At 69.2% G+C, this 12,589-nt stretch carries 12 protein-coding genes; 8 read left to right on the plus strand and 4 right to left on the minus strand.

The features are described from left to right. Positions 1 to 53: 53 nt before the first annotated feature. The gene (locus ACF8ML_RS18495) at positions 54 to 1,082 is read right to left on the minus strand and encodes a tripartite tricarboxylate transporter substrate binding protein (RefSeq protein WP_392407607.1); all 1,029 of its coding nucleotides are present in this window, start codon (positions 1,080 to 1,082) and stop codon (positions 54 to 56) included. Between the two features lie 153 nt (positions 1,083 to 1,235). Between ACF8ML_RS18495 and ACF8ML_RS18500 the strand changes: the two genes are divergently transcribed. The 5 genes from ACF8ML_RS18500 to ACF8ML_RS18520 all read left to right on the plus strand — a co-directional run bounded on the left by ACF8ML_RS18500 (position 1,236) and on the right by ACF8ML_RS18520 (position 6,965). After that, a complete protein-coding gene (locus tag ACF8ML_RS18500) occupies positions 1,236 to 2,042 on the plus strand; it encodes an IclR family transcriptional regulator (RefSeq protein WP_133072503.1) in 807 nt (268 codons plus the stop codon). 87 nt (positions 2,043 to 2,129) lie between these two features. Beyond that, positions 2,130 to 3,092 carry a LysR substrate-binding domain-containing protein gene (locus tag ACF8ML_RS18505; protein WP_012202727.1) on the plus strand — a complete coding sequence of 321 codons (963 nt, stop codon included), beginning with the start codon at positions 2,130 to 2,132 and terminating at the stop codon, positions 3,090 to 3,092. Positions 3,093 to 3,179: 87 nt separating this feature from the next. After that, positions 3,180 to 4,595 carry an FAD-dependent tricarballylate dehydrogenase TcuA gene (gene tcuA / locus ACF8ML_RS18510; protein WP_392407609.1) on the plus strand — a complete coding sequence of 472 codons (1,416 nt, stop codon included), beginning with the start codon at positions 3,180 to 3,182 and terminating at the stop codon, positions 4,593 to 4,595. Positions 4,596 to 4,736: 141 nt separating this feature from the next. After that, a complete protein-coding gene (gene tcuB, locus ACF8ML_RS18515; protein ID WP_277849119.1) occupies positions 4,737 to 5,942 on the plus strand; it encodes a tricarballylate utilization 4Fe-4S protein TcuB in 1,206 nt (401 codons plus the stop codon). Between the two features lie 42 nt (positions 5,943 to 5,984). Then, positions 5,985 to 6,965 (plus strand): tripartite tricarboxylate transporter substrate binding protein, encoded by a 981-nt coding sequence (locus tag ACF8ML_RS18520; protein ID WP_193726181.1) that lies wholly within the window; start codon positions 5,985 to 5,987, stop codon positions 6,963 to 6,965. 15 nt (positions 6,966 to 6,980) lie between these two features. On the opposite strand, the gene ACF8ML_RS18525 is transcribed toward ACF8ML_RS18520, so the two are convergent. From ACF8ML_RS18525 to ACF8ML_RS18535, 3 genes are all read right to left on the minus strand, one after another. Further along, positions 6,981 to 7,484, minus strand: coding sequence for a carboxymuconolactone decarboxylase family protein (locus ACF8ML_RS18525; protein ID WP_034398063.1), 504 nt, complete (start codon positions 7,482 to 7,484; stop codon positions 6,981 to 6,983). 137 nt (positions 7,485 to 7,621) lie between these two features. Continuing rightward, on the minus strand, positions 7,622 to 8,608 hold the full coding sequence (locus tag ACF8ML_RS18530; RefSeq protein ID WP_017405899.1) for a tripartite tricarboxylate transporter substrate-binding protein: 987 nt from the start codon (positions 8,606 to 8,608) through the stop codon (positions 7,622 to 7,624). A 52-nt stretch (positions 8,609 to 8,660) separates the two neighbouring features. Beyond that, positions 8,661 to 9,896 (minus strand): alpha-hydroxy acid oxidase, encoded by a 1,236-nt coding sequence (locus ACF8ML_RS18535; protein WP_392407610.1) that lies wholly within the window; start codon positions 9,894 to 9,896, stop codon positions 8,661 to 8,663. Between the two features lie 111 nt (positions 9,897 to 10,007). Here ACF8ML_RS18535 and ACF8ML_RS18540 point away from each other — a divergent pair, with 111 nt between their 5' ends. The 3 genes from ACF8ML_RS18540 to ACF8ML_RS18550 are packed head-to-tail and all read left to right on the plus strand — an operon-like array spanning position 10,008 to position 12,584. After that, positions 10,008 to 11,045, plus strand: coding sequence for a LysR family transcriptional regulator (locus ACF8ML_RS18540; RefSeq protein WP_392407611.1), 1,038 nt, complete (start codon positions 10,008 to 10,010; stop codon positions 11,043 to 11,045). Then, the gene (locus ACF8ML_RS18545; protein WP_392407612.1) at positions 11,026 to 11,754 is read left to right on the plus strand and encodes a HipA family kinase; all 729 of its coding nucleotides are present in this window, start codon (positions 11,026 to 11,028) and stop codon (positions 11,752 to 11,754) included. Before ACF8ML_RS18540 ends, ACF8ML_RS18545 begins: the two co-directional genes overlap by 20 nt. Then, on the plus strand, positions 11,751 to 12,584 hold the full coding sequence (locus ACF8ML_RS18550) for a DUF3037 domain-containing protein (protein WP_099734931.1): 834 nt from the start codon (positions 11,751 to 11,753) through the stop codon (positions 12,582 to 12,584). The genes ACF8ML_RS18545 and ACF8ML_RS18550 overlap by 4 nt, the downstream gene beginning before the upstream one ends. Positions 12,585 to 12,589: the final 5 nt, after the last annotated feature.

The following is a 12,589-nucleotide window of genomic DNA, read 5'->3' on the forward strand; positions in this document are numbered from 1 at the left end:
GGTCGTCTCCTTATGGGGCGGTTGTGTTGAGCTTTTGCCGAACGTGTGCCGAACTACTGGGCGGTGGCGCCCGAGGCCTTGACCACCTCGCGCCAGCGCTTGATCTCCGACGCCGCAAAGCTGCGCATCTGCGCCGGGGTGCCGGGCTCGGGCGTGGCGGCCATCTCGCCCAGGCGCTGGCGCAGCTCGGGTGCGGCCAGGGCGGTATTCAGGGCATGGTTCAGGCGCTCGATCACGGCGGGCGGCGTGCCCGCAGGGGCGGCCAGGCCGAACCACGACTGCACGTCGAAGCCCGCATAGCCCGACTCCGCCAGCGTGGGCACATCGGGCAGCAGCGCCGAGCGCCGGGCGCTGGTGATGGCGATCGCGCGCAGCTTGCCGGCCTGCACATGGGGCAGGGCCGAGGGCGCGTTGTCGAACATGGAATCCACCTGCCCGCCCAGCAGGTCGGTGATGGCCGGTGCGCTGCCCCGGTAGGGCACGTGCAGCATGCGCAGGCCCGACAGCTGCCGGAACATCTCGCCCGACAGGTGGATCGACGAGCCGCTGCCCGACGAGGCGAAGCTGATGCCCTGCGCACTCTGCCGGGCATGGCGCACATAGTCGGCCACGTTCTGTATGGGCAGGCGCGGGTTGACCACGAGGATGTTGGGAATCTTGGCGATCAGGCCGATGGGCTCGAAGTCCTTGACCGGGTCATAGCCGAGCCGGGGGTAGAGCGAGGCATTGATGGTGTTGGCAATGGTGTAGACATACAGCGTGTAGCCGTCCGCAGGCGCCCGCGCCACGGCCTCGGCGCCCACATTGCTGTTGGCGCCCGTGCGGTTGTCCACCACCACGCTCTGGCCCAGCTGCTCGCCCATCCGGGCGGCCACCAGGCGTGCGATCACGTCGGTGGCGCCACCGGCCGCATAGCCCACCACGAGCCGCACGGGCCGGGCCGGCCAGGACGCCGGCTGCGCCAGCACGGGTGCGGGCGCCAACGCCACGGTCGCGGCGGCCATGCCGGCCAGTGCGCAGGTGAAGGAACAGGCCAGCAGGCGCCGGCGCGCCCACGGATTGAAACGGGCAGGGGTTGTCATGTCTTGTCTCCAGGTGATCGTTCTGATGTCCGCTGATGTCTGCTGATGTCCGCTCATGTCTGCCTGTGTGGGCTTTCGACGGCCTGCGGCACACTGCGCGCTGCACGCAGGCCCTTTTCTGCCCTGCCTGCAATCACCGGGAAATTCTTTTCCATGCCTTCGCGCAGCACCAATCCAAACGTCCGGCCAGCGGACATTCCACTCTCCGCCGACGATGCCGGCAGCCGCACGCTGCGCCGTGGCCTGCAGGTGCTGGACGCCGTGCTGGCCGCAGGCCGCGAGGGCCTGCGCGTCGCCGACCTGTGCCGCGCCACGGGGCTGGAGCGCGCCACGGTGTACCGCCTGCTGTCCACCCTGGTGGACAGCGGCTATGTGGCGCACAGGGGGCGCTTCGCCTATGCGGCCGGCCACCGGCTGGCGGCCACGGCCGCCAGCGCGGGCCAGCCCAACATGGCCGTGCGGCTGCAGCCCGTGCTGGAGCGCGTGAGCGCGGGCTGCGCGGACGCGGCCTTTGCCATCGTGCGCGAAGGCGCGGCATCGCACTGCATCGCCCGCCATGTGGGCACGCATCCGGTGCAGATCCTGGTGATCCAGGTGGGCACGCGCCAGCCGCTGGGCGTGGGAGCGGCGGGCCTGGCCCTGCTAGCCGCCCTGCCCGATGCCGAGGTGCAGGCCGCGATGGCGGCCAACGCGCCCGTGCTGGAGCAGTACGGCGGCATGACGCCCGAGCGCATGGCCCTGCTGGTGAAGGCCACGCGCCAGCGCGGCTGGTCCGTCATCGGCAACCACGCCACGCGCGGCGTGCTGGCCGTGGGCATGGCGGTGCGCAATGCCGAAGGCGAGCCCGTGGCCGCCGTCAGCGTGGCCTCCACGCTGGAGCGCATGCCCGGCGAGCGCCAGAAGCTGATTGCGCGCTCGATAGGCGAGGCCCTGGCGGCCCTGCTGCCGCGCGGCATCTGAGGCCAAGCCCCCGGTGCAGCGGCCCGCCCGGTCTGCACCGAGAATCTGCACCGACAATCGCCGCTGCCATCCACAAGCGCCGCCCCCATGGAACTGAGACAACTCCGCTACTTCGTCCGCATCGTCGAACTCGGCTCCATGAGCCGCGCCGCCCTGGACCTGGACATGGTCCAGTCCGCGCTGAGCCAGCAGGTCAGCCGCCTGGAAAGCGAGCTGTCCACCCGGCTGCTGCAGCGCACGCCGCGCGGCGTGGTGCCCACCGAGGCGGGCGTGGCCTTCTTCCGCGAGGCCCAGCTCACGCTGCGCCATGCCGAGCAGGCCGTGCGCAGCGCGCAGCAGGCGCGGCTGTCGGGCTCGGTCAGCGTGGGCCTGGCGCCCACCACCTCGGCCATGCTGGGCCTGCCCATGATGCAGGCCATGCGCGCGCGCTACCCCGATGTGCGCCTGCACATGGTGGAGGGCATGTCCGGCCACCTGACCGACATGCTCAATGCGCGCGCGCTGGACATGGCCGTGCTGTTCGACGCTCGCCTGCACGGCGGTCAGGCCCGCGCAGGCGGGCGGCGCTGGCAGGTGCACCCGCTGATCGAGGAAGAACTGTTCCTGATCCGCGCGCGCGGCCACCACCCCGAGCCGCTGCCGCCGCAGATGGCGCTGGCCGACCTGGCCGGCGAATCGCTGATCCTGCCCACGGGCCTGCACGGCCTGCGCAGCACGCTGGACACGGCCTTCTCGCAGGCGCGCTTCACGCCGCATCTGGTGCTGGAGGTGGACTCGCTGTCCATGGTCATGGCGGCCGTGGATGCAGGCCTGGGCAGCACGGTGCAGCCCTGGGCCTCCATGGGCCGCTATGCCGATGCCGCGCAGCGCTTCGAGTGGTCGCGTATCACGGACAAAGATGCCCTGCGCACCAACCTGCTGTGCAGCCTGTCCGAGGATGAGCTGTCGCCCGCCGCCCTGGCCGCGCGCGTGGTGCTGATCGACTGCGTGCGCCAGCTGCTGCGCGGCGGCGCCTGGGCCGGCACGGCCCTCATCCATCACGAAGACTGATACCCCCATGCCGACGGGCCCCTGCCCGCCGGGCGGCGTTCTCCCTACATTCGCAATCCCCACGATGGCGAATGCAAGGAGAACTCCATGGACCCCGATGTCCTGGTCATAGGCGGCGGCAATGCCGCCCTGTGCGCGGCCCTGATGGCGCGCGAGGCAGGCCGCAGCGTGCTGCTGCTGGAGGCGGCGCCGCGCGACTGGCGCGGCGGCAATTCCGGCCACACGCGCAACCTGCGCTGCATGCACGACGCGCCCCAGGACGTGCTGGTCGAGGCCTACCCCGAGGAGGAGTTCTGGCAGGACCTGCTCAAGGTCACGGGCGGCATCACCAACGAGCACCTGGCGCGCATGGTGATCCGTGCCTCCTCCACCTGCCGCGACTGGATGCGCCGCCACGGCGTGCATTTCCAGCCGCCGCTGTCGGGCGCCCTGCATGTGGCGCGCACCAATGCCTTCTTCATGGGCGGCGGCAAGGCCCTGGTCAATGCCTACTACCGCAGCGCCGAACGGCTGGGTGTGCAGGTGCGCTACGCGTCGCCCGTGGACCGGCTGGAGATCGAGGACGGCGAGTTCAAGGCCGCCTGGGTGGGCGAGCAGCGCATCACCGCAAAGACCTGCGTGCTGGCGGCGGGCGGCTTCGAGTCCAACCGCGAGTGGCTGCGCGAGGCCTGGGGGCAGAACGCACGCGGCGAATGGCCGTCCGACAACTTCCTGATCCGCGGCACGGCCTTCAACCGCGGCGTGCTGCTGCGCCACCTGCTCGAAGACCATGGCGCCGACCGCATCGGCGACCCCACCCAGGCCCACATGGTGGCCATCGATGCGCGCGCGCCGCTGTACGACGGCGGCATCTGCACGCGCATCGACTGCGTCTCGCTGGGTGTGGTGGTCAACCGCGAGGCCGAGCGCTTCTATGACGAGGGCGAGGACTTCTGGCCCAAGCGCTATGCCATCTGGGGCCGCCTGGTGGCCCAGCAGCCGGGCCAGACCGCCTGGTCCGTCATCGACGCCAAGGCCATAGGCCGCTTCATGCCGCCGGTCTTCCCGGGCGTGCGCGCCGACTCCCTGCCCGAGCTGGCACGCAAGCTGGGCCTGGACGAGGACCGCTTCATGCAGACCCTGGATGCCTACAACGGGGCCTGCCGCGTCGGCCACTTCGACCACACGGCGCTGGACGACTGCCATACCGAGGGCCTGGCGCCCGCCAAGACCCACTGGGCCCGCCCCATCGACACGGCGCCCTTCTACGGCTACCAGCTGCGCCCCGGCGTGACCTTCACCTACCTGGGCCTGGAGACCGACGACACGGCGGCCGTGCGCTTTGCCGGCCAGCCCAGCACCAACCTGTTCGTGGCCGGCGAAATGATGGCCGGCAACGTGCTGGGCAAGGGCTATACGGCCGGCGTGGGCATGTCCATCGGCACGGCCTTCGGCCGCATCGCGGGCCGCAACGCAGCCCTGGCCGCCGCCGGACAACCCGCCGTGCGCGGCGCAGTGAGATGAAGACCCCCCTGAGTCGCTGCGCGCCATCCCCCAAGGGGGACGACAGCCTCGCTGCGGGGCGGCCCTTGCTCGCTGTCCCTGGTCAGGAGCAGGCCTACTTCAAGCGCTGCGGGCGGCAAGCCAACCCCATGGACGACACATATGCAAAACACAATTAGCGCCCTGGCCCAAGAAGCCCAGGACCTGGCCGCAGGCCGGGTCATCCCCATCCTGCCGGTCTCCACCGAAACCGCCGCCGAAGGCGAGGTGGCGCGCGCCCTGCAGATCTGCAACGCCTGCCGCTACTGCGAAGGCTTTTGCGCGGTCTTCCCGGCCATGACGCGGCGGCTGGAGTTCGGCAAGGCCGATGTGCACTACCTGGCCAACCTGTGCCACAACTGCGGCGCCTGCCTGCATGCCTGCCAGTACGCGCCGCCGCACGAGTTCGCCATCAACATCCCCAAGGCCATGGCCGAGGTGCGCGGCCAGACCTATGCCGACTACGCCTGGCCGCCCGCCCTGGGGCGCCTGTACCAGAGGAACGGGCTCACGCTGTCGCTGGCCCTGGCCGCAGGCCTGTCGCTGTTCCTGGTGCTAGCCGTGGCCCTGCAGGGCGGCCCGGGCCGGCTGTGGGGCGCCGACCTGGGCGCCAACTTCTACAACCTGTTCCCGCACAACCTGCTGGTGGGCATCTTCGCGCCCGTGTTCCTGTTCGTGGTGCTGGCGCTGGCCATGGGCGTGCGCCGCTTCTGGAAGGACGTCAAGCCCGCCACCGGCGGCGTGGACGTGGGCACGCCGGCGGCGGCCGAGGCCGCGCACGACGTGCTGCGCCTCAAATACCTGGACGGCGGCCACGGCGAGGGCTGCCACAACGAGGACGATGCCTACACCCTGAGCCGCAGGCGCTTTCACCACCTGACCTTCTACGGATTCATGCTGTGCTTTGCGGCCACGGCGCTGGCCACGGTCTACCACTACGTGTTCGGCTGGGCCGCGCCCTACGAATTCCCCAGCCTGCCCAAGCTGCTGGGCGCCGTGGGCGGCACCAGCCTCATGCTGGGCACCGCAGGCCTGTGGCGCCTGAACCGCAGGCGCCACCCGCTGCATGGCGACGCGCGCCAGAAACCCATGGACCTGGGCTTCATCGCCCTGCTGTTCCTGGTCGCGGCCAGCGGCATGGCGCTGTGGCTGGGCCGCGGCACGCCGGCCCTGGCCCTGCTGCTGTGCCTGCACCTGGGCGCGGTGATCGCCCTGTTCGCCACCCTGCCCTACGGCAAGTTCGCGCACGGCGTGTTCCGCACGGCGTCCCTGCTGCGCCACAACACCGAAAAGCGCCAGCCCAGCCCCATCGGGCTGGGCGCCGACTAGCCGCATCCGCCCCGATTCCCAGCCAATGACGGAGACAACCCCATGATGAACAAGCGCAACTTCCTGCACGCCAGCGCCCTGGCCGCCTCCCTGCTCGCACTGGCCGCCAGTGCGCAGGCCCAGGACTTTCCTCCCAAAAAGCCCGTGTCCCTGGTCGTGGGCTTCGCCGCCGGCGGCGCCGCCGATGCGGCCGCGCGCCTGATCGCCAAGAAGCTGGGCGAGAACATCGGCCAGAGCGTGGTGGTGGAGAACAAGGGCGGCGCGGGCGGCAACATCGCCCACCAGCAGGTGGCCAATGCCGCGGCCGACGGCTCGGTGCTGCTGTTCGGCTCGGTGGGGCCGCTGACCATTGCGCCGCACCTGATGAAACTGCCCTACGACCCCTTCAAGGACCTGGCGCCCATCTCGGGCGGCGTGAACTTTCCCAACGTGCTGGTGGTGCACAAGGGCGCGGGCGTGAAGACCCTGGCCGAGTTCGTGGCCAAGGCCAGGAAGAACCCGGGCACGGTGGACTACGCCTCGACGGGCGCGGGCTCGGCCTCCCACCTGGCAGGCGAGCTGTTCAACCAGCGCGCGGGCATCGACATGGTGCACGTGCCCTACAAGGGCGGCGCGCCCGCGCTGCAGGACCTGCTGGGCGAGCGCGTGACCAGCTACTTCGCAGCGCCGCCCACGGCCCTGCCCCACATCGAGGCCGGCAAGCTGATCCCGCTGGCCACCACGGGCCTCACGCGCCCGGCGTACATGCCCGACATCCCCACGGTGGCCGAAGCCGGCTATCCCGGCTTCGAGGCACTGAACTGGTATGCCTTCGTGGCACCGGGCAAGACGCCCAAGCCGATGCTGGACCGCTGGAACACCGAGATCGTCAAGGTACTCAATGACCCCGGCGTCAAGGACGCGCTGAACAAGCACGGCCTCACCCCCCAGCCCACCACGCGCGCCGAGTTCGCGGCCTTCATGAAGAAGGAGTACGAGCAGTGGGGCAGGCTGGTGAAGGAGCGAAAGCTCTCGGCGGAGTGAGTGGCTTGCAGGCGTTCAGAGCTTGATCGGCTTGCGTGCCACGGGCGCTGCAAAGCCCGCGCACAGGCGGTTCCAGACATTGATGCTGCCGATGGCATAGGTCAGCTCCACCATCTCGCGCTCGCTGAAATGCGGGCGCAGCGCCTCGAAGTCCTGCTGCTCGGGATGGGCCTGGCTCAGGCGCGTGCAGCGCTCGGCCCAGTTCAGGGCGGCGCGCTCGCGCCCGTCGTAGAAATCCACCTCGGGCCAGGTGACGATGCTGTTGATGCGCTGCAGGTCCTCGCCCCGGGACAGCAGTTCGCGCGTGTGCATGTCCACGCAGAAGGCGCAGCCGTTGATCTGCGAGACGCGCAGGAACACCAGCTCCAGCAGCTGGATGCCCAGGCTGGACTCGTGCAGCAGCGCGTTGATGCCGGCCTGGGCCTTGTACAGCTCGGGGGCCACGGCCTGGAAGTTCAGGCGCGGCGTGGGGGCGGCAAGAGGACGGGCGCCGGTGGCGGCGGAAGACGAAGCGGTCATGGAAAACACTCCTTGAGGGATGTAGCAGCCGGCCGGAATGGCTGGCCCATACCTTCAAGACGCGCGGGGCGTGCGCGTTGTGACAGCGTTGGCGAAAATTTTTTCGCAGCCCCTATCCCCCTTCCGCCGGCTGCCCCTCAATCCGCCACGATGCGCCGCTCCGTGGCGATCTTGCGGTACAGGGCGTTCTCGGCCGCGATCTCGCGCGCGAACTCCTCGGGGCGGTTGCCGATCACGCGCGAGCCCGTGTCCTCGATCTGGCGGCGCACCTCGGGGCTGGCCAGCGCGCGCTGGGCGGCCGCATGCAGGCGCGCCACGATCTCGGGCGGCAGCCCCTTGGGGCCGTAGATGCCATAGAAGGCGCTGCGGTTGACAGGCTCCAGCCCCAGCTCCTTGAAGGTGGGCACCTGGGGCAGCTGGGCCAGGCGCTCGGGCGCGGCCACCGCCAGCGCGGTGAGCCGGCCCGCCTTGATGAAGGGCAGGGCCGAGGGCAGGTTGTCGAAGACGATGGGCACCTGGCCCGCCACCGCATCGTTGAGCGCGGGGCCCGATCCCCGGTAAGGCACATGCGTGAGCGACAGCCCCGAGCGGCTGGACATCAGCTCCATCAGCATGTGGCCTATGGAGCCCGTGCCCGCCGTGCCGTAGGCATGCTTGCCGGGGTTCTTCTTCACCTCGTCCACGAAGGCCGCAAAGCTCTGCGCCTTGAAGCCCGGATGCACGGCCAGCACATTGGGCGTGGCCGCAATGTTGGTGATGGGCGTGAAATCGGTGAGCGGGTTGTAGGGCAGGCGCGGGTTGATGGCCGGATTGGTGGCCGTGGTGGACACGGTGGCCACGCCCAGCGTGTAGCCGTCGGGCTGGGCACGCGCGGCCTCGTGCGCGCCGATGGCGCCTCCGCCGCCGCCCTTGTTGTCCACCACCAGCGGCTGGCCCAGGGCCTCGGCCATGCGCGGCGCAATCGCGCGCGCCACGATGTCGGTGGTGCCGCCGGCTGCAAACGGCACGATCAGGCGCACCGGGCGCGTGGGATAGGCACCGGCATCGGCCGCCATGGCGCCCGGTGCGGCGCCTGCGGCCAGCAGCAGGGCGCACAGGCTGCGGCGTGAAGTGAAGTGGTTCATGGGATGTCTCCTGGGAATGGCTGTGTTTTTGAACGGACGGTGGAGGTTTCTGTCAGGCCGATGCGCGGCGCACGATGTGCGAGCGGTCCAGCGCGCCGCAGGAGGAGGCGCCCAGCATGGCCAGGTTGCGGTCCACCTCGTCGCGCAGCAGGCCGATGGCGTGCAGCACGCCGGCCTCGCCGCCCACGGCGGCGGCATAGTTGAAGGGCCGGCCCACCAGCACCATGCGCGCGCCCAGCGCAAAGGCCTTGAGCACATCGGAGCCGCGCCTGAAGCCCCCATCGATCAGCACGGGATAGTCCGGCCCCAGGGCCGCCACCACGTCCTCAAGAATGCGCATGGCCGACACCGCGCCGTCGAGCTGCCGCCCGCCATGGTTGGACAGCACGATGCCGTCGGCCCCCACGCGCCGGGCCTGCAGCGCGTCCTCCACGCTGAGCACGCCCTTGATGACCAGCGGCCCCTTCCAGCGGCGGCGGATGGCCTCGATGTGGTGCCAGCACAGGTGGTCGCGTGCCGAAAAATCGCGCATCACGCTGGACGACATGATGGGCGCACCGCGCGTGGCAAACGAGTTCTCGAAATGCGGCATGCCGTGGCGCAGCAGCGTGCGCAGGAAGGTGCCGGCCACCCAGCCCGGGCGCACCATGCCGTCCCAGGCCAGGCGCAGGCTGGGCTTGAGCGGCGTGGAAAAGCCGGTGCGGATGTTGTTCTCGCGGTTGGCGGAGATCGGTATGTCCACCGTCACCACCAGGGTGCGAAAGCCTGCGCGCTCCACGCGGTCGATCAGCGCGTCGATGCGAGCCTGGTCACCGGGGATATAGGCCTGGAACCAGGTGGCCGGGCTCTCGCGCGCCACCTCCTCCATGGGGATCAGCGAGGTGCCGCTCATCACCGACACAATGCCCGCGCGCTGGGCCGCGCGGGCCAGCACCAGGTCGCCCCGGTAGGTGGACAGCGCATTGATGCCCATGGGCGCAATGCCGAAGGGGCTGGCATAGCGCTCGCCGAACAACTCCACGGCCTGCGAGCGCTGCGACACATCGGCCAGCACGCGCGTGGTCAGGCCCCATTCGCCGAACACCTCGCGGTTGTCGCGCAGCGAGGCGTTGTCCTCTGCCGCCCCGGCGATGTAGCCGAAGATGGGTCGGGGCAGCCTGCGGCGCGCGGCTTCCTCGAAATCATGCAGCGACAGCATGCGGCGCAGCACGGCCGGGGCGCGCGGCGCCGGCAGGGCGGATGCCGAAGGCGTGGAGGCAGAGGCAGAGGAGGAGGCGATGGCGGCCATGGTGCGGACCTCGGAATGTTCAGGAGCCGGCGCCACTGTAGGCCGCGCATCCATTGAATGAAAGTGGATTATTTAGAATGCACTTGTTCGCTTTTTGCCAATGACAAGCCCATGTCCACACCCTCGGTCAAGCAGCTCGAAGCCTTCTGGTGGGCCGCCACCTGCAGCAACTTCGCCACGGCCGCGCAGCGCGTGCACCTGTCCGTGTCCTCGCTGTCCAAGCGCATCACGGAACTGGAGTCCGCGCTGGGCCAGCCGCTGTTCGACCGCAGCGGCCACCGCGCCGTGCTCACCGACGCCGGCCAGCGCCTGCTGCCCGCCGCGCTGGAGGTGCTCAACGCCATGGCCGCACTGGGCCAGGCCCTGGACACGCGCGAGGCGCTGGCCGGGCATTGCCGCTTCGGCGTGGGCGACCTGTCGGCGCTGACCTGGCTGCCGGCCTTCGTGGCCGCCGCGCGCCAGGCCCATCCGCAACTGGTGCTGGAGCCCCATGTGGACGTGGGCGGCGTGCTGGAGCAGCGCCTGGACGACGGCGAACTGGACTTTGCCGTCATCGCGGGCCGCTCCTCGCGCAGCAGCCTGCTGTCCCGCCCCGTGGGCGCCGCACGCTTTGCCTGGGCCGTGGCCCCCGGCCTGGCAGGCGCGGGCCACCTGGGCGCCACGGCCCTGCTGCAGCGCCATGCACTGGTCACCCTGCCCCCGCAGGCCGGCACCACGCGCCTGCTGGACGACTGGCTGCTCGCCCAGCGCGCCAGCGTGCGCGAGCGCATCCTGTGCAACAGCTGGGGCGCCGTGGCCGGCATGCTGCGCGCCGGCCTGGGCGTGGGCTTCCTGCCCACCGGCTGGATCGCCGCCCTGGGCCTGCGCGCCGTCGGGGGCGCCCATCCCAAGGCCGCCCTCGCTCCCCTGCACTACGCCTTCCAATGGCGGCGCGGCGACGCCCGCGCCCTGATCCCGGCCATGCAGCAACTGGCGCAGGCTCAGGTGGATTTCACGGTGATGCCGGGGTTGGTGGGTGCAGGGCCGCACGCCTCGCCGCATCACACTCGCAGCAAAGGCCATCCAGCCGAAATCGGGCAAGATGGCACTTGGAAGCAGACCTCCCGTAACCTGTACGACACAGACGAAGATGCCGCCTGCCATCGCTGAAGTCATTGAAATCCAGGGCCGCTCCGAGCAAGGCGCGCAAAAGCCGTTTCTGTGCCGGGCCGACGATGGCCAGACCTACTACGTCAAAGGACGGCAGACGGATCGGTCCAGCCTGTGCAACGAGTGGATCTGTGCGCATCTGGCCGTGCAGTTGGGCCTGCCGCTGCCGCCCTTCAAGCTGCTGCATGTCAGCCAGGAACTTCTGGACGAGGCGCCCAGGCCATGGCGTGAATTGGGCTGCGGCATAGCGTTCGGCTCGCAGCGTCATCCCGGATGCACCTGGTTCGACAAAGCCCAGATCCTGCATGTACCGCAGGACCTGCAGGCCAGCATCCTCGCCTTCGACTGGTGGGTACAGAACGTGGACCGCATGGACGGCAACTCCAACCTGCTGTGGGATGCGCATCGCAGCGCATTGGTGGTCATCGACCACAACCTCGCCTTCGACCCGCATCTGGACGCCGCAACCTTTATCGAGAATCACATTTTCAGAGGCTGCTGGCAGAAGACAGATCTTGTGTCGCGCGACCGGCTACAGGATCAACTTTCCGAGGCGATGGATGCCGTTTTCCGCTTTGCCTGCGACAATATTCCACCGGAATGGCATTGGAACAACCCGGAATGCGACATCCCCGCCAGGGTGGACATCAATGCCATTGCCGCGACGCTTGCGAAGTGCAAATCGCCCGACTTTTGGAGGTTCACATGAAGCCTCTTGCCTGCCGCTATTCGATAGTCCAATTTGTCCCGTATGCCGAGACCGGCGAGTTCGCCAACGTCGGCATTGTGCTGACCTGCCCGCAAAGCGGGTACTTCGGTTTTCTGCTGCAAAGCCGCAAGTCCAAGCGCGTCACCGATTTCTTCGATGCGCTTGACAGGGATTTTTACAAGAGCGCAGTCAAGGCCGTGGAGGAAGAGTTGTCGCGGCTCGAGACCCTCGCCCACAGCCTGGCGCCGCAGGCGAAGACAGATGCTTTGAGGGGGATGATGGCCGCGCTCGAGCAGCCACGCGAAGCCATTGTGCGCTTCAGCCCCGCCAAAGTGGTGCTCACCCAGGATCCGGCCCGGGAGTTGCAGCAGCAGTTCGACCACTATGTCGACCATGCTTTTGCCACGCCCGAGTACGTGGAACGCACGATGAACGAACGCCTGAGGGCTTTGCTGGGCGGCCTCGAATTGGATGCGCCGTTCAGGCCGGCGCGCATAGGCAACGAGTACGTCAGTGCCCGGTTCGACTTCGTGCAGACGGTGGGCGACAAGCCCCGCAAGATCATCAAGGCCCTGCATCTGGGCCAAAGCGATGCCAACGACATTGCTGCGCATGGCGACGTCTGGACCGGCAAGATCGCGCGACTGATCCGGCAGCGTGAATTGCCCGGAGACATCCTCGTCAACGTGAACCTGCCTCCACAGGACAAGCAGGCTCACAGGGAAGTCAGCCAGGACATCATGCGGGAGCTAGAGCACCACAAGGTGATCGTGGTGGCTGGCGAAGGCCAGTCCGCCATGCAGAGCATCAAGGAATTCGCGCAGCATTAGGCGCA

This window comes from Delftia sp. WSY_10, from assembly GCF_043104705.1.
Lineage (GTDB): Bacteria > Pseudomonadota > Gammaproteobacteria > Burkholderiales > Burkholderiaceae_C > Comamonas > Comamonas tsuruhatensis.